The following is a 16,184-nucleotide window of genomic DNA, read 5'->3' as shown; positions in this document are numbered from 1 at the left end:
AATGATTATAGCACTCTTTTGAGGGCCTTTTTGTGGTTTGTTTTTTTACTAAAAGATAAAAATAATAATACACATTAGAATATTTTGTTAATAATATTTGAAAAAGAAATCCTATAAATTATAAATAATACCAGTAATTGGTGATTCAAGATAAAATCAATGATTTTAAAATAAATCATGCTTCAGCTCTGCATCAACATACATTAAATTAACTCCTAAAAGTATTTACAATATAGTATATGGTGATTTATAAGTTATTGTTATTTTAACTTAGAGCATATTTATTAATAATGCTCATATATTTAAAAGTGGGTATAAAGACACCAACCTTATACATATTATATATTATAGTATTTTTAAGGGTGATTTAATGTATAATTTAAAACCTGAAACTTTTGATTTCAAATCTGTCAAAGGCATTTCTATGAAACAACTTGATGAACATTATAAATTATATTCAGGGTACGTAAAGCTACTAAATGAAATTTGGAACACTCCCTATATACCTGCAGACTATGTTGATAGTAATGCTTCTATGTCTAGAATGCGTAGCTTAAAACTAGGAGAGACATATTCTCTGAATGGTGTAAAACTTCACAATCTTTATTTTGAAAACATAGTGGGAGGCAATAATATTCCTTATGGGCCAATATTAAATGCTATAATAAATCAGTTTTCTTCTTATGAAAATTTTATCTCTTACCTTACAAATGTAGGGTTATCGATGAGGGGTTGGGCAGTTCTTTCTATAGATCTGCTTGATAACAAATTACACATAATAGGAAGCGATTTACATGATACTGGGTCAGTATGGCTCTCTTATCCAATATTAATCATGGATGTCTATGAGCATGCATATTTCATGGATTTTGGAACAAATAAAAGAAAATATATTTCTACATTTGTCGAAAATATAAACTGGAGCATTTTGAATGAAAGATTTCAAAAATTCGTCTCTTCAATGCAGTTTGGGGATATAAATCAGCATAGATGTTTTCCAAATATTTTTTTATAACTATGATAATTTTAAAAGATTTTCTATTAAATCTAAGCATAGTTTATGATATATATATACTGAAAATGGTGTAGTAGTAAAAGTAGAAGGATAATATACATCTTAAGATGTATAAAAGCTGGTGATGTAATTCACCGGCTTTTTCATGCTTGACTTTTTCCATATTTAAGTAGTATATCTAAATTGAATAAATAAATAAAATAAAGAAACACTTATTTGTAATTTTCATTGGTTTATTAAAAAAATATGGATTATAATATAAATGTATTGTTTAGGTTCACACAATTAATTAAAGTATAATATTAAGGCAAAATATAATATACAAAGTACAGGGGGTATATCTTTATGAAAAAAACATTATCATTTTTATTAATATTTATAATGACAGGAACATTATTTGTAGGTTGTACATCGAAAAAAGTCGACGTGAAGACTGAGGATAAACCTTTAGTTATAGGGATGGAACTTGCATATCCACCTTTTGAGACAAAAGATGCCAAGGGAAATCCAAGTGGCATAAGCGTAGATTTGGCAAAAGCTTTGGGTGAATATTTAAAAAGACCAGTAAAAATTGAAAATACTAATTGGGATGGACTTATCCCATCACTTCAGACTGGAAAGGTAGATGTTGTTATATCTTCTATGACTATTACTGATGAACGTAAAAAGGTTGTGGACTTCTCGAATCCATATGCTCACTCCTATCTTGGATTATTAGTAAATAATAATTCTAATATAAATAAGGTCGAAGACTTAAATCGGGATGATAAAGTTATAGATGTTAAAAAAGGTACAACTGGGTATATATATGCTAATGCTAAATTGACAAAGGCAAAGATAAATGCACTAACTTCTGAAAACGCATGTGTTACAGAAGTTGTACAAGGCAAAGCAGATGCTTTTATTTATGATCAACTAACAATTTACCGTCAGAATCAGTCTAATAAGGAAACTACAAAAGCTATACTAATACCATTCCAGGATAGCGAAAATTGGGGAATGGCTGTTAATAAGGGAAATTCCGAACTGCTAAATAAAATAAATTCTTTTATAAAAGAATATAAGGCAAAAGGTGGATTTAATAAGCTTACAAACAAATATATGCTAGAGGAAAAGAAGATATTTGACAAGCTTTCATTTCCATGGTTTTTTGATTAAGGAGATAATATGAAATATACACATAATGAAAATCCAACAGTTATCAATAAAGTTCTAAGTGCTTTTTGTGTTTTGTTAATTCTTATTTGTTTTATGTGGTTATCTATAAGTTCAATTGGTTTGAAATTAGATTTTACAACTCTGCTTAAGTATAAACAGCGAATATGGCAAGGATTTTTAATGACTATAGTGATATCTATTGGCAGTCTAATAATAAGTTTATTTATTGGCTCATTAACTGCTATCGCCCAGAAGTCGAAGGTACTAATAATAAATTATCTATGTAAGATTTATATACACTTAATAAGAGGCACACCTCTTTTGGTGCAAATCTACTTTTTTTACTATATTATTGGCACAGCTTGGGGGATTAACAATAGATACTTAGCTGGAATTATAATTCTGTCTATATTTGAAGGAGCATATATTTCTGAGATTATAAGGGGGGGCCTTGAAAGTATTGATAATCAGCAATATGAAATAGCAAAAGCTATTGGACTTACACCTATAAAAACTTTTAAGCTGGTCACTTTCCCAATTTTGATGGCTAGAATATTACCAGCACTTGCGGGTCAATTTTCATCTATAATAAAGGATTCTTCTCTGCTTTCTGTAATTGCTGTAATTGAGCTTACTCAAACAATACAGGAAATATCTGCAGATAACTTTAGAATGTTTGAGAATTATATATTCGTTGGGTTCTTATATTTTATACTTACCTTTAGTGTTTCAATGGTATCAACATGGCTTGAGAGGAGATATAAGCATGAATATAGAGCTAAGAAACATATGTAAAAGTTTCGACAAACAAGTGGTACTTCAGGATGTATGTTTTGAAGATGATATTAATTCTATTGCCATTATTGGTCCTTCAGGAGGAGGAAAATCCACCTTGCTTCGAATTATTGGGGGACTACTACTACCGAGTTCAGGAGAGATGTATATTGATGGTAAGGAAATTAATTTCAATGAAAAAGAGTTGCAAATTCATCGTAAAAATATTGGGTTTGTATTTCAGTCTAAGGGACTTTTTGAGCATCTTACTGCTATGGAAAATGTTACACTTCCACTTATTCATACTTTTGGTATAAATAAATCTCAAGCAATAGAAACAGTAAATAAGCTTTTTAGTAGGTTTGGGTTAGTGCAGGAAAAGGATAAATATCCATTTCAACTCTCGGGTGGGCAAAAGCAGAGGATATCTATAGCAAGGGCCGTGGCTATAAAACCAGAACTTTTATTACTGGATGAACCGACTTCAGCCCTTGATCCTGAATATACTTCAGAAGTACTAAATATGTTAGGAGAGCTTCAAAATGATGGGCTAAACACTATAATTGTAACTCACGAAATGGGTTTTGCTAAAAATGCATGTGAAAAGGTAATATTTTTAGTGGATAATAAAATAATTGAAAGTGGCAACAGTGCGGAAACATTTAAGTCTCCAAAATCGGAGCAGTTAACGTCCTTTTTAAATAAGATACTTGTGTGGAAGGTGTAAAGAATTTAGTAAATATAAGTTGGTAACTAAGTTCTGACTTATAATATTGTGAAACAGAAAAAAAGAACTGATTATATTAAATCAGTTCTTTTAAGGATTTTATATTAAATTTATATTTAATTAAAGGGGGACTCTAATTAAAAAAATCAATCACCTTCTATTCACTTATAGTAACAATTCTATGTGTCATTACAGTGACAAAACTAAAAATTAATTGTAAATTACTATCAAATTCTAAGCCAGAGTTTGATATTTTTTTGTTATTAAAGTGAATAATGAAAAATATTTATAGGATTATTATTGGGATTCACAGCATCGGATGCAGAACTTAGCTCCCTTAGATAGTTCTTGCCCACACTTTGAGCAGTAAATTTGTGAAGGGATGGATTCATCCTGAACATCTTCATGGAAAGCAGGTGTTGAAGTTGTCAGGACTACTTCTTTATGAAGTTTTTCGTCAATATCTGTAATTTGTTTTTCCAGACCGTTTATTATTTCAAATATATTTTTTAAAATATCCGAATCTACCATAATAGTTTGTTTCTGAGCTGTGTAAATCAAGTCTCCGATTTCTAGTTTTTTCTCTTTAATAGTAGTTTCCAGTTGGGTTCGCTGGAGTTTAAGTTTCCCGGTTTCTACCATATCTAAGGATTTTGATCCTATAGTTGAGGCTGTATCTTTCATTGTTTCCCCTAATTTCTTTAAAAAACTCATTTATTAAAACACCATCCTTCTTTATATAAACTAATAATCATAATTGTTTACATCTATTACCATTAGTACTAATAACTAGTATTTTATTGCGTACTAGTTATTAAGACTAAAAGCATATAATGTTAAAATATATTAATAATATGGTGAATATATGTGTAATTAGTTTAGTATTAAGGATATAAATTTTATTTTAAAAACACTTAAAACTACGGATATCCCTCAGATCCATTCCAAAATATCTCCAAGAATTTCTATTCCAACGAAAACCTGCTATAGATCTAGGGCCAACAAATGTTAACCATGCCCAAAATCCATTGCCTCTTCTTGGCCATATATATACGAATTTATATTGGCAAGGTCTAATTGCACCTGAGTCTATATTTAGAGGGGTAGCCCCCAATTGTTTGGATTGAGGTTGTGGTGGCGTAAAGTTTGGAGGCGCAGAAGTTGGTCCAATCCTATATTCTTGTTGCAAATCTTCAGTTTCTACTTTACAGTTGTATGTTGGATTAAATAATCTAATAGTCTCTTCATCAATATACATTAAATTAACTCCTAAAAGTATTTACAATATAGTATATGAATCTCTATGGATTTTTGTTATTTATTTAATTTACTTGGCATTTCTTGAAACTTCCTCTTGTCCTCTTCTCCCTAAAGCCTCTAAATCTATTTTTACTGATTATACACTTGATATAACAAAACACCGTAAAGTTTCATATGCTTTTACTATAATTAAATATTCAGAAAACATCAATTTTCAACAGAGCCGAATTAATAAATTGTGGAGAGAAATTGACTCAGATAGCAGCATTATATTATAGGAGAACAAAGAATTATGGTGAAATAAGTAAGAATATCAATTGGGGCAGTGAAAAAAATTAGAAATATAAATAACCTGGCTGGATACTAAAAAACTCATAATCAACGTTCTTCATAAATATAATATAAAATATGTTTTAAATATTTCGATTATGCACTAAGAATTAATGAAAATAATTCACAAATATTTGAGTGTATTAATTATACAGGAGGAATAGAATAATGCGGTTTTTAAAAGCTTTATGGGCATTAACGTGTTTTGTATTGGGGATAGCATTAATAGGAGCTATATTACTAAATATTATAGGATTTATAATCTAATAGTTCCTAAGTTGCAAAGTCTTCTTAATATTTATATTTGCTATTTATAAAAAAAACTTGACGATATTACTAATTAGTAATATATTATAAGTATGGATAAAGAAAAGAATACTTATGGAAAATTAGTAGATTTAAATTTAAAGACATTGATAGCATTAAGTAGATGTACTCAAAATGTTCATAAGACAGAATATAAAACTATTAAAGAGGGGGGGCTAACTGTTTCTCAGTTTGCAGTACTTGAGATTTTATATCATAAAGGAGATTTAAAGGTCTGTGAAATAATAGAAAGAATTCTTTCCACTGGTGGGAATATGACGGTTGTTATAGATAATTTAGTTAAGGTAAATTTAGTTAAGAGATGTACTCATCCAAAAGATAGACGAGTTAATTTAATAAGTATTACCGAAGAAGGGAAAAGTGTTATGAGAGACATATTCCCAAAACATTTAGAAAATATAAATGAAATCTTTAGTAACTTAACTTCACAGGAAAAGATAAATTTAATAGGGTTACTTAAAAAATTATCAGGTGTATAAATATGTACACCATATATTTTAATTACATACAACTAATTAGTAATAAACTAATTAGTTGTATGATAATTAAAGAAATTATTTTATGATTTAGTTAAATATAATTAGGCATACATTAGTTTGTATTTGAAAATAATGAGAAAATAATAGTTAATAAAAATTGGAGGAATATAATATGAAAAAAGATTTTTACACTGCTGTAGCAGACAGACGTTCATTTTATGCAATTAGTAAAGAAAAGGTAACAACAGATGAGGTAATAAAAGAAGTTATTGAACAGGCCGTGAAGAATACTCCATCACCATTTAATTCTCAAAGTGCTAGAGTAATTTTATTGTTAGAAAAACATCACGATAAATTATGGGATATTACAAAAGAGGCTCTAAGGAAGATAGTTCCTGCTGATAAGTTTGGTGAAACTGAGGATAAAATAAATTCATTCGGTAATGGATATGGTACAGTTTTATTCTTTGAAGATGCTGCTGTAACTGAATCTCTTCAGAGTCAATTTCCTCTATATGCGGACAATTTTCCAATATGGTCTCAGCAATCAAGTGGAATGCACCAATACGTTATATGGACTGCCTTAGAAATTGAAGGGTTTGGTGCATCACTACAACATTATAACGCACTCATTGAGGAAGAAGTAAAAAAAGAGTGGAACGTGCCAAGTAACTGGAAACTTATTGCACAAATGCCATTTGGTAAACCAACAGCACAGCCGGATGAAAAACAGTTTCAACCATTAGAAAATCGTATTAAAGTATTTAAATAATTGACACTTTAACTAATAGATAAAAAGGGAGAGCTTATTTCATAGAGAAATCTATGGAATAGGCTCTTTTTCTATGTTGCAAATAGTAACTTAATTTAATAACTCTTACCCTTAATTAATATGTAAAAGCATAAAAAACATGTAATATACTGTATTTAGATAGTTATATATTTATGGTACAATTAGGCATTAAATAATATAAAAGAATTAGATATAAGGTATGAATCACATACATGAAGAAGAAAAATAAATATTTTTAATTTTTTCGGGGGATTTCATCTTGTTGTGTTACTAAGATATGAAGGCTTTGATAAAATGATAAATTACGAATGATCTAAGATTATACTTTAGTACTACAAATGGTTAGGTGGAAATAGATGATAAAGAATATTTTTAATAATAAGAAAAGGGATAATGAAAAATTTAAGGAAATATATGATTCAAATTTTAAGTATGTTTATTCTTTCGTATTTTTAAGATTGGCTGCAAACAAAGAATCCACAGAGGATATAGTTCAGGAGACTTTTGTAAGTGCAATGAAAGTTCTCACTAACTATAAAGGTACAAGCTCCTATAAAACTTGGCTCTGTGGAATAGCAAAAAATAAAGTGTTAAATTATTATAGAAATACTATCCGGAAGGAGAGTTTTGCTTATGCAGAAGAAATTGATTACGTAGAAGACAATCAAGATATTGAATTCATGGTTATCAATTTGGAGACTAGAAAAGTAATTTTAGAAACATTAAATAATTTGAAGCCTATTTATAAGTATGTTCTTATTCTTAAATATATAGATAATTATAGTGTAAACGACATTGCAAAATACTTATGCAAAACACCAAGGTCTATTGATGGGTTATTACAAAGATCGAAAATCAGTTTCAAAAAAGAATTTATAAAGATATCAGGAGATGAATATGATGAATCAAGATGAAATCTTAAAAGAAATGTTTAAATCTATAAATATAGAAATTGAACCGCCAGTTGGAACTAAACAAAGAATATATCAAAGACTTTTTTATGACTCAAGGCAACGATCTTATTGTTATTTATCTTGCATCTTAAAAAAAGTTTTGAAATTGGTGATTCAAGTGTGGATTTTAATATGTATTTTTATGTCTATTTTCACTCCAATTAGTGCATTGTAGTTTTTAAAAGGGGGTTAAATAAATGAAGTTATTAAAACAGGTTAGTAAAGAGTGGTTGATGCCAATAATTTCAGCAATAATTTTAGCAACATTAATAAATAGATTTCTATTTTACAATGTTAAAGTTCCATCAGAATCTATGTACCCAACAATTAAGATAGGAGATAAAATTGCAGTTGCAAGGGTTTATAAAAAAAGTAAATTAAAAAGAGGTGACATAATTGTCTTTTATTCTTATGAATTAAAAGAGAAATTAATAAAAAGACTGATTGGCCTCCCAGGAGATGTAGTTGATGTAAAAGATACCGGAGAAGTTTTTGTTAATGGAAAGAAATTTAAAGAGCCTTATGTAGTAAACAAGGAAGAGTTAGGTATACAATTTAAGGTTCCAGAAAATAAATATTTGTTTTTTGGAGATAATAGAGCAAACTCCAAAGATGCTAGAAGATGGGAAAATCCGTATATAGATAGTAAAGATATAAAAGGAAAAGCGCAGTTTATAGTATATCCATTTAAGAGATTTGGAAAATTTGTGATTGGGAATGATGCTCTTAGTAAATAAGGGGTCTGGCCCCTGGGTAAATATAGCAAATATAAAATACTAAAATTGAGATGCTTGGCAATTTTGTTTCCCTTCAATTTAACCTAATGAAGTCAGTAGAATACGTAACTATAACCTTGACGTAAAGGTTATAGTGGTGCATAATATTTTAGTGAGGTGAATTATGGATACAACATATTATAAAATAGAAGAAGTTGCTCTTAAAACTGGGCTTACAAAAAGGGCCTTAAGATATTATGAAGACTTGAAACTTATAGAACCTAAAAGAACCGATGCTTCTTATAGATTATATACTGAAGAAGACATTAAAAATATTAATAGAATAAAGGATTTAAGAGAAAGTTTAGGCTTCTGCTTAAAAGATGTTAAAGTAATTATGGAACTGGGAAATGACGTTAAAGGAATTTTTAATGGAGATATAAAAGACAATTCTGTGATAGATAAATCTATAAATCAAATTAAAGAGCAAATAGCTTTACTTGAAGAAAAAGAGCTTTCTTTAATAAATTCTAAAGAGAAATTTCAAATAGCTTTAACAAAGCTTGAAGGATTTCGTCACATCAAATAAGGAGAAACGAATCTAAATGGACAAATCGAAACAATTAGGAGAAATGAAAGTATCTAAATTATTAATAAAATTTTCACTACCTGCAATAGTAGGTATGCTAGTAAATGCGCTATATAATGTAGTTGATAGAATTTATATAGGAAATGGAGTGGGGTCTCAAGGAATTGCTGGTATTGCAATTGCTTTCCCAGTTATGCTAGTAATGATGGCCTTTAATATGCTTATAGGCATAGGTGCAAATTCATTAGTATCAATTAGATTAGGGCAAAATAGAAAAGAAGAAGCTGAAGTTATTTTTGGCAATGCGGTTAGTTTATTAATCTTGAGTTCTTTGATCTTAACTATCATAGGATTAGTAGGGTTGGAACCTTTGTTAAAGCTTTTAGGAGCCAGTGAACAAATAGTACCATATGCAAGGCGGTATATACAGATTATTCTCTTAGGAGGAGTGTTCCAATCCATTGGAATGGGTATGAACAATTTTATAAGATCTGAAGGTAGTCCCAAAATAGCCATGTACACTATGTTAATTGGAGCTTTAATCAATACTATATTAGATCCCATTTTTATATTTGGATTCCATTGGGGCATGCAAGGAGCAGCATTTGCTACCGTTATATCCCAAGCAGTTTCAGCAATATGGGTAATGAGGTATTTCCTAAAAGGAAATAGTTTGTTAAAAATACGTAAAAAAGATCTAAAATTAAAACCTGCTGTTATTCGTGGGATTCTTGCTTTAGGTGCTGCACCATTTGCAATGCAGATTGCAGCCAGCATACAAAACTTTATAATGAATACTAGCTTAGCCACTTATGGAGGAGATATTGCTATCTCGGGTATGGGTGTTGTATTTAGTATTATGACCCTTATGGTTATGCCTGTTTTTGGTATTACTCAGGGCGCTCAACCTATTATTGGGTATAATTACGGTGCAAAGAAGTATGATAGGGTAAAAGAAACATACAAATTAGCAGTCATATTTGCAACAAGTATTGTTATACTTGGATGGATTGTTTCAAGGTTATTCCCAGAACAATTAGTCTCTATGTTTAATAGTAAAGATACAGAGCTTATTGCATTTGGAACTATAGCAATTAAAAGGTTTATGATGTTTTTACCTTTTATTGGATTTCAAATTGTTTCATCGAATTACTTCCAAGCCGTGGGTAAACCCAAACATTCTGCATTACTGGGTCTTTCAAGACAGGTGCTTATACTTATTCCTGCTTTAATCATATTACCAAAATTTTATGGATTAGAAGGTGTCATATTTGCAGGACCCTTAGCTGATATTTTTTCAGCGGTAGTAACTGGGATATTTATTTTAATTGAGATGAAAAAATTGGATGACAATCATAAGTCAACAATTATAAGGGATGAAGAAGAAACAGAAATTAGCTTATATGGGTACAGCGATATAGTTAATATAGATAAAGTAATAAATGAACTTTAACGTAAACCATAAATTATCTGTATTTAATTGATATGAAAAGTTACTAAACGCCACACTTGCTATTAAATAGAAAGTGTGGCGTTTATAATTTATTCTTCATATTTAATTTTCAAATCTTCTGTAAAATCATTAATATCATTACACAATAACCACTCAAGTATTCTAACTTCTTCTTTATTTGGAATAAATTCTACATTTGTAGTAAGGAGCTTGTTAAATCTATTAATATTGAAGCTAGTAACTTTACTAATTTGTTCCACAATTGCTTGATTACTTTTTCTGTAATTTTTATTAACTCTTTCAACTACTCTAATAAATAATTGGGATAAGTCTCTATCTCGTGTACCTTTTAATTTAAAAGGATTATCAAGCTTAGTGGCTATCTCTTTATTGCTAACAGTAACTGATTTTTTGTATTTTTCAAATGCGGAATGTTTATCTAACATTTTATTCCTCCCAAGTTTTAAATTAAAATAAATTTTATATTTATTAGTTATTATAAATTTTGACCTTACGGATTTAATTATAATCATATGTTTATAAGAAAATTTTTCACTTGATTATACCATTATTACTGTATAATAGATAATAATATATATATTACTAAAAAAGGGGTGTATTTAATGAATTAAAACAGGCAATGGAGTAAAGTTTATTTAGTTGATTATTCTTGGGCGACTTATTTGCCCCACGCGAATACCCTTGTTACAATAATAAAAAGTTTTTTAGTTCACTTTACATTTTCTTTATGTTGGAATATTATTAAAATGTAATATTATATTAAAAGAGGTGTCTCATGGAAATGCAACCGGTAAAACGTAATAAATCTAGAATGGAAGCAAAATCAATAAAACTCAATAAACATATTAATGTTATTATAACTTCTATTTTTATTCTCCTTGTCCTATATTTGGGTATATCAATATATTTTAGCACTCATTTTTATTTTGGTTCTGCAATTAATGGTATTAATGCTTCTGGCAAAACTGTAGAGCAATTAGATAAAGCAGTATCCGCAAAAAGTGAAATATATACATTGGAATTAGAAGAACGAGATGGTGTGAAAGAACAAATCAAGGCTTCCGATATTAGCTTGAAATATAATGCAAATGATAAAATTCAAGCGCTAAAAGATAGTCAGAATTCTTTTAAGTGGATTAGTACGCTTTTTAATCCTAAAGCATCTAAAATAAATGATATAGTAACCTATGATGAAAAACTATTAAAAAAACATTTTGATAATCTCACTTGTTTTGACAATAAGAAAGTAATTGAACCTCAAGAAGTTAGCTTTAAGTATTCAGATACAGGCTATGTGATTGTAAAGGAAGTTATGGGTAATAAAGTAAGTAGCAAGCCTTTGTATCAAAATGTAGTAAATGCAATTCTGAGTGGAGAAACAACAATAAATTTGGAAACAAAACATTATTATATAAATCCAAAATATATTTCAAGTTCCAAAGAAGTTATAAATACTAAAAGTTTACTTAATAAGTATATAGCTTCAAAAATTACTTATACTTTTAAAGGAGGTGAAGAAGTTTTAGATGCTTCTCTAATACATAATTGGCTTAGTGTTGATAAAAATCTTGCAATTATATTTGATGAAAATGAAATAAAAAATTATCTTAGTAACCTTGACAATAATTATGATACATATGGTAAGCAAAGAGAGTTTATAACATCACTGGGAACAACGGTAAAGGTCAGTGGTGGAAATTATGGATGGTTAGTTGAGCGTTCAGGAGAAGTGGCAGATTTAATTGGGACTATAAAAGGTGGACAAACCATAGCAAAGGAACCCCGCTATAGTCAAACCGCTTTATCTCATGATATTAATGATATCGGGAATACCTATGTAGAAATTAATATGACAAAACAGCATTTATGGTTTTATAAGAATGGTTCTCTTATTACACAAGGAGATGTTGTTACTGGTAATGTAAGCAGCAATTATACAACACCTACAGGGGTTTATAAACTACTATATAAAGAAAAAAATGCCACATTAAAGGGAGAAGGGTACAGTGTGCCTGTCAATGTTTTCATGCCTTTTAATGGTGGAATTGGTATACATGATGCAAGTTGGAGAAAAGCATTTGGTGGAAATATATATTTGACAAATGGTTCTCATGGCTGTATAAATTCACCACCTAGTTTAGCACAAACAATATATGATAATATTGAGGCTGATACTCCGGTTATATGTTATTTGCAGTGATTTAAAAAAGTAAACAAAAGACGCTATGATTAAATCATAGCGTCTTTTGTTTAGATGGTTATGGACTTTTAAGGTGAAATTTTATGATTCTTTTTTAATTGTGTGTTATTATTGATATATAAATATCAATGACAACGTATACAAATCTTTAGACTTAAATGGAGGTAAAACCAATGAAAATTGAAACTTCTAATTTTAATGTGATTAAAGTGATCAATAAAAATATTGTGGTAGTTTACCAAGCAAATATAGAAAAAATTCTTTATGAGAAAGGAATAGGAGTTGGAAAGAATTTAGGTGATAATATATCTAAGGATGATCCTATTGAAAAAATATTTTCTATTGAAAATAAAATTAACTATGACAATTTTAATAAACTTGTAAATACTGTTGACGACGAGGTGATTGCGCTCTGTGAGGAAATAATATACATGATATCTAAAGAATTAAATGAAGATTTACATGAAAGGGTTCATTTATCACTAATTCACCATATAGAGTTTACTTTAAAGAGAATTGAAAGTGGTGAAAATATTCAAAATCCATTTTTAGATGAAATTAAGACCCTTTTTTCAGAAGAATATAAACTAGCTCAAAAGGCTGCAATTATGATTGAGGATAAAACAAAGATTTACTTTCCAGAGGATGAAATTGCATTTATAACTCTTCACATACATGCTGCAAGGAATGATGGTGGGTTGTCTAATGCAGTAAGGTATGCTTTTGTATCAAATACTATTATAAAAATGATGGAAGATGAATTAGCTATTAAAATAGATAGAAAATCACTTGCTTATGCTAGATTTATTACTCATATTAGATTTACTATTCAAAGGATTTTAAACAATACTTGTCTTAAAAACAAATTATTACATACTATAAAACGTAAGTACTATGCTTCCTTTAAACTGGCACAAAAAATTTCTAATTTTGCTGAAGGAGAGTTGAATTTAAAAGTTCCAGAAGATGAAACTGCATATTTGGCTGTATATATTCAGAAATTTAAAAGGAGCAGATGGAAAAAATAAAAAAAGTTTCATAAATAAAGTGGCTAGAATTTTAAAAATTCTAGCCACTTTATTTTAAGAAGCTAACTATTAGTTATTCTGTTTTGTTTACTAACAACTAAAGCTACTGAAAAAATAGCTATGGCAAAACCAAGTTCTATTAGCATGTAAGTAAATATAGGTAAAAGATTATCAAAACTGAAATTTGACAGTGTACCTATAATATTGTTGGCTTTTACATACCAGTAGGTAGGTGTAAAGCTAGCTATAGCAATGGCTTTATCGCTCAAAAATTCCTGCGGTACAAATACTCCACTTATGAAGGAAAATCCTAGTGCTAGTACATTGGCTATTGCAGATTGAGCATTTCTGTTTTTTATTAAAAGTCCTACAAGGTAGCTTATACTTAAGGCTGCTACAGTAAACACTAGAGCATTAATACATAACAATAAGCCGTTATAAGACATCATATGATCTCTATTGAGGATGAATCCAAAACCTGCCATAACCCCATAAGTGGCGAGAGCAAAAACTAGGTTTCCCATAATCAATTGTAAATTGTAGGATCTGTTTTTCAATGGAGAGCATAAGTTTCTTCTGTTTAAGTTCTTATTATTGAATACCATTGAAATTGAACTTACACCTAGGATTAACACTGAAAATAATGCATAGGCAAGATAATTAAAGGAGGCTACAGCAAAGCCATTATTTTGTTTTTTAACTCCAAAGGATTTTAACTGCACACTTGTCTCAAGGGAGGCACCTTTAGAAACTTCTTTTACCAAATTTTCCACTGTTATTGCTGGGGTATTATTAACATATACTCTTGCCGTATTAAAGTATTTATTTATTGCCATATCAACATACATCCGAGTTGTAGAGTTTGGTACTACTGTCTTTTGTAGCTCTATAGGTTCTCCCAGTAAAAAATCTTTGGTAAAACCCTTAGGCACCGTTACTATATAATCAACATCCCTAAAAAATAGTGCATCTTGTAATTTTTCTGGTTTATTTTCTATATCAATAAAGTTTGCATTTTTTGATAGATACTTCTTAAATCCTGTAAGTAGTGAAGTGTCCTCATCCAAATTTATGAAGGCTACATCCGCCTTAGTTTGAGAAAAGCTTTCTTCAGTTTTTGTGGTTGAAGATAATGAATAAAGCAGAGATATTGATAAGAAAACTATAAGATATATAAACATTTGTCCCATATTAGCTTTGATAATTTTAAAATAAACTTTAAAGACTTGCATATTTTTGCCTCCTTATAATGAAGTAGGTTGTTAAACAAAATATTAGGGACAAAATGCTTAGAATAGAAATGCTTATAAAGAATTTTGCGTGGTTATTATAATAATACAAGGTGTAAAACCCATCGGTAATAAGTGCTGCTGGATTAATATATGATAATATTGGAATGCTCTTTTGTACAAGGTATTTTATATCTGAAGACATCATCCCTGCTAAAAAAGATCCTAACATAGTTGTACCTATTAATACTCCAATTTTTAGACCTTCACTTTTTTTAATAAGTGCACTTATCATAGCCCCAAAGGAAATTCCAGTGGCGCAACCTACAAAACAGAGAAGCAGAATATAAAATAGTTGATTACCAAAATCAATCTTTAAAGCGAAATGTAAATATCCAAGAACAATGACAATTTCAGTATATTGAATCAAGAATGCTGCGCAGAGACTATAAATAAACATCTTTATTTTATGAACTGGAGCCATATTAATTCTAGCTGCTCTTTTTGATAAATCTCCTTGTATATCAGTGACTTCCTTTAGTCCTGAAAATCCTCCATATAAACATGCCATGGCAATAAGTGTATAAAAATAATTAAGAGTTGTGTCTGGCTTCCCCTTAGATGGTGAAATTTCTTTAGTGTACTCTTTAAAGGTTGAGGCATCCTTTACTAAATTATCATGATTTGCCTCAGGACTTGATGATAAAATGGTGGCTATGGTACTCGCACTCTCTTTGTAATCATCTAAGAAAGTCTTAATAACCGTTTGATTTATTCCATCTGACTTAACTACTAGATTCACCTCTGGATTTAGATATATATATCCTTCTACTTTACTGTTTTTAAGAAGCTCCTCTGCATTTTTTTCATTAGTGAAAGTCACATTAAAAAGTTTCTCTGCACCATCTTTAGACACCTGAACTATAGCACGTTTAAACGCAACATTTTCCTGGTAGTATTTACTATTTACCACAGCTATATCGATAGTTTTAAACATCTCACCCGTAGAAAGATTAGAAAAAGCTACTTTAAATAGTGTGGCCAAAACTATTGGAAACATTAAAGTCCAAAAAACCAGTTGCTTATCTCTTAATAAACATTTTATCCTTGTTGTAAATATATGAATAAACAC

General features: G+C 29.5%; 18 protein-coding genes. 13 read left to right on the top strand and 5 right to left on the bottom strand.

Annotated elements, in window-relative coordinates; translation table 11 throughout:
• The first annotated feature begins 370 nt into the window (after positions 1 to 370).
• The 4 genes from KPL51_RS20215 to KPL51_RS20200 all read left to right on the top strand — a co-directional run bounded on the left by KPL51_RS20215 (position 371) and on the right by KPL51_RS20200 (position 3,674).
• A complete protein-coding gene (locus tag KPL51_RS20215) occupies positions 371 to 1,015 on the top strand; it encodes a superoxide dismutase (RefSeq protein WP_216165689.1) in 645 nt (214 codons plus the stop codon).
• Between the two features lie 345 nt (positions 1,016 to 1,360).
• Positions 1,361 to 2,173, top strand: a complete 813-nt coding sequence (locus tag KPL51_RS20210; RefSeq protein ID WP_216165687.1) for a transporter substrate-binding domain-containing protein — start codon at positions 1,361 to 1,363, stop codon at positions 2,171 to 2,173.
• 9 nt (positions 2,174 to 2,182) lie between these two features.
• The gene (locus KPL51_RS20205) at positions 2,183 to 2,968 is read left to right on the top strand and encodes an amino acid ABC transporter permease (RefSeq protein WP_216165685.1); all 786 of its coding nucleotides are present in this window, start codon (positions 2,183 to 2,185) and stop codon (positions 2,966 to 2,968) included.
• Positions 2,940 to 3,674 (top strand): amino acid ABC transporter ATP-binding protein, encoded by a 735-nt coding sequence (locus tag KPL51_RS20200; protein WP_216165683.1) that lies wholly within the window; start codon positions 2,940 to 2,942, stop codon positions 3,672 to 3,674. The genes KPL51_RS20205 and KPL51_RS20200 overlap by 29 nt, the downstream gene beginning before the upstream one ends.
• 297 nt (positions 3,675 to 3,971) lie before the next feature.
• Here the strand turns inward: KPL51_RS20200 and KPL51_RS20195 are convergent, their stop codons facing one another.
• Together KPL51_RS20195 and KPL51_RS20190 are read right to left on the bottom strand one after the other, a co-directional pair.
• Positions 3,972 to 4,388 (bottom strand): zinc ribbon domain-containing protein, encoded by a 417-nt coding sequence (locus KPL51_RS20195; RefSeq protein WP_216165681.1) that lies wholly within the window; start codon positions 4,386 to 4,388, stop codon positions 3,972 to 3,974.
• 190 nt (positions 4,389 to 4,578) lie between these two features.
• Complete coding sequence (locus KPL51_RS20190; protein WP_224854580.1) at positions 4,579 to 4,932, bottom strand: hypothetical protein; 354 nt, start codon at positions 4,930 to 4,932, stop codon at positions 4,579 to 4,581.
• Positions 4,933 to 5,623: 691 nt separating this feature from the next.
• Here KPL51_RS20190 and KPL51_RS20185 point away from each other — a divergent pair.
• The 7 genes from KPL51_RS20185 (at position 5,624) to KPL51_RS20155 (ending at position 10,574) form a co-directional block, all read left to right on the top strand.
• A complete protein-coding gene (locus KPL51_RS20185) occupies positions 5,624 to 6,070 on the top strand; it encodes a MarR family winged helix-turn-helix transcriptional regulator (protein ID WP_216165679.1) in 447 nt (148 codons plus the stop codon).
• A gap of 172 nt (positions 6,071 to 6,242) precedes the next feature.
• A complete protein-coding gene (locus KPL51_RS20180; protein ID WP_216165677.1) occupies positions 6,243 to 6,842 on the top strand; it encodes a nitroreductase family protein in 600 nt (199 codons plus the stop codon).
• Between the two features lie 377 nt (positions 6,843 to 7,219).
• Positions 7,220 to 7,777: an RNA polymerase sigma factor gene (locus KPL51_RS20175; RefSeq protein ID WP_216165675.1), complete on the top strand. Its 558-nt coding sequence runs from the start codon at positions 7,220 to 7,222 to the stop codon at positions 7,775 to 7,777.
• Positions 7,761 to 7,991 carry a hypothetical protein gene (locus tag KPL51_RS20170; protein ID WP_216165673.1) on the top strand — a complete coding sequence of 77 codons (231 nt, stop codon included), beginning with the start codon at positions 7,761 to 7,763 and terminating at the stop codon, positions 7,989 to 7,991. Before KPL51_RS20175 ends, KPL51_RS20170 begins: the two co-directional genes overlap by 17 nt.
• Positions 7,992 to 8,013: 22 nt before the next feature.
• Complete coding sequence (gene lepB / locus KPL51_RS20165) at positions 8,014 to 8,553, top strand: signal peptidase I (protein WP_216165670.1); 540 nt, start codon at positions 8,014 to 8,016, stop codon at positions 8,551 to 8,553.
• A gap of 163 nt (positions 8,554 to 8,716) precedes the next feature.
• Positions 8,717 to 9,121, top strand: a complete 405-nt coding sequence (locus tag KPL51_RS20160; RefSeq protein ID WP_216165668.1) for a MerR family transcriptional regulator — start codon at positions 8,717 to 8,719, stop codon at positions 9,119 to 9,121.
• Positions 9,122 to 9,137: 16 nt separating this feature from the next.
• Complete coding sequence (locus KPL51_RS20155; protein WP_216165666.1) at positions 9,138 to 10,574, top strand: MATE family efflux transporter; 1,437 nt, start codon at positions 9,138 to 9,140, stop codon at positions 10,572 to 10,574.
• An 89-nt stretch (positions 10,575 to 10,663) separates the two neighbouring features.
• On the opposite strand, the gene KPL51_RS20150 is transcribed toward KPL51_RS20155, so the two are convergent.
• The gene (locus tag KPL51_RS20150; protein ID WP_216165664.1) at positions 10,664 to 11,020 is read right to left on the bottom strand and encodes a hypothetical protein; all 357 of its coding nucleotides are present in this window, start codon (positions 11,018 to 11,020) and stop codon (positions 10,664 to 10,666) included.
• A gap of 350 nt (positions 11,021 to 11,370) precedes the next feature.
• Here KPL51_RS20150 and KPL51_RS20145 point away from each other — a divergent pair, with 350 nt between their 5' ends.
• On the top strand, positions 11,371 to 12,795 hold the full coding sequence (locus tag KPL51_RS20145; protein WP_224854583.1) for a L,D-transpeptidase family protein: 1,425 nt from the start codon (positions 11,371 to 11,373) through the stop codon (positions 12,793 to 12,795).
• Positions 12,796 to 12,968: 173 nt separating this feature from the next.
• A complete protein-coding gene (locus KPL51_RS20140) occupies positions 12,969 to 13,823 on the top strand; it encodes a PRD domain-containing protein (RefSeq protein ID WP_216165661.1) in 855 nt (284 codons plus the stop codon).
• 62 nt (positions 13,824 to 13,885) lie between these two features.
• On the opposite strand, the gene KPL51_RS20135 is transcribed toward KPL51_RS20140, so the two are convergent.
• Complete coding sequence (locus KPL51_RS20135) at positions 13,886 to 15,055, bottom strand: ABC transporter permease (protein WP_216165659.1); 1,170 nt, start codon at positions 15,053 to 15,055, stop codon at positions 13,886 to 13,888.
• Positions 15,042 to 16,184: an ABC transporter permease gene (locus KPL51_RS20130; RefSeq protein WP_216165657.1), complete on the bottom strand. Its 1,143-nt coding sequence runs from the start codon at positions 16,182 to 16,184 to the stop codon at positions 15,042 to 15,044. The genes KPL51_RS20135 and KPL51_RS20130 overlap by 14 nt, the downstream gene beginning before the upstream one ends.

It is taken from the genome of Clostridium bowmanii (assembly GCF_018861315.1).
GTDB classification, from domain to species: Bacteria; Bacillota; Clostridia; order Clostridiales; family Clostridiaceae; genus Clostridium_AD; species Clostridium_AD bowmanii.
Note: the sequence above shows the minus strand (reverse complement) of the source record. Positions and strands in the feature narration are given on the sequence as shown.

Excerpts from the sequence above, each read along its gene's own strand:
- KPL51_RS20160 (WP_216165668.1), top strand. The coding sequence starts at position 8,717 with ATGGATACAACATATTATAAAATAGAAGAAGTTGCTCTTAAAACTGGG.
- KPL51_RS20200 (WP_216165683.1), top strand. The coding sequence starts at position 2,940 with ATGAATATAGAGCTAAGAAACATATGTAAAAGTTTCGACAAACAAGTG.
- KPL51_RS20175 (WP_216165675.1), top strand. The coding sequence starts at position 7,220 with ATGATAAAGAATATTTTTAATAATAAGAAAAGGGATAATGAAAAATTT.
- KPL51_RS20150 (WP_216165664.1), bottom strand. The coding sequence starts at position 11,020 with ATGTTAGATAAACATTCCGCATTTGAAAAATACAAAAAATCAGTTACT.
- KPL51_RS20190 (WP_224854580.1), bottom strand. The coding sequence starts at position 4,932 with ATGTATATTGATGAAGAGACTATTAGATTATTTAATCCAACATACAAC.
- KPL51_RS20180 (WP_216165677.1), top strand. The coding sequence starts at position 6,243 with ATGAAAAAAGATTTTTACACTGCTGTAGCAGACAGACGTTCATTTTAT.
- KPL51_RS20185 (WP_216165679.1), top strand. The coding sequence starts at position 5,624 with ATGGATAAAGAAAAGAATACTTATGGAAAATTAGTAGATTTAAATTTA.
- KPL51_RS20140 (WP_216165661.1), top strand. The coding sequence starts at position 12,969 with ATGAAAATTGAAACTTCTAATTTTAATGTGATTAAAGTGATCAATAAA.
- KPL51_RS20155 (WP_216165666.1), top strand. The coding sequence starts at position 9,138 with ATGGACAAATCGAAACAATTAGGAGAAATGAAAGTATCTAAATTATTA.
- KPL51_RS20145 (WP_224854583.1), top strand. The coding sequence starts at position 11,371 with ATGGAAATGCAACCGGTAAAACGTAATAAATCTAGAATGGAAGCAAAA.
- KPL51_RS20135 (WP_216165659.1), bottom strand. The coding sequence starts at position 15,055 with ATGCAAGTCTTTAAAGTTTATTTTAAAATTATCAAAGCTAATATGGGA.
- KPL51_RS20205 (WP_216165685.1), top strand. The coding sequence starts at position 2,183 with ATGAAATATACACATAATGAAAATCCAACAGTTATCAATAAAGTTCTA.
- KPL51_RS20170 (WP_216165673.1), top strand. The coding sequence starts at position 7,761 with ATGATGAATCAAGATGAAATCTTAAAAGAAATGTTTAAATCTATAAAT.
- KPL51_RS20215 (WP_216165689.1), top strand. The coding sequence starts at position 371 with ATGTATAATTTAAAACCTGAAACTTTTGATTTCAAATCTGTCAAAGGC.
- KPL51_RS20210 (WP_216165687.1), top strand. The coding sequence starts at position 1,361 with ATGAAAAAAACATTATCATTTTTATTAATATTTATAATGACAGGAACA.
- lepB (WP_216165670.1), top strand. The coding sequence starts at position 8,014 with ATGAAGTTATTAAAACAGGTTAGTAAAGAGTGGTTGATGCCAATAATT.
- KPL51_RS20195 (WP_216165681.1), bottom strand. The coding sequence starts at position 4,388 with ATGAGTTTTTTAAAGAAATTAGGGGAAACAATGAAAGATACAGCCTCA.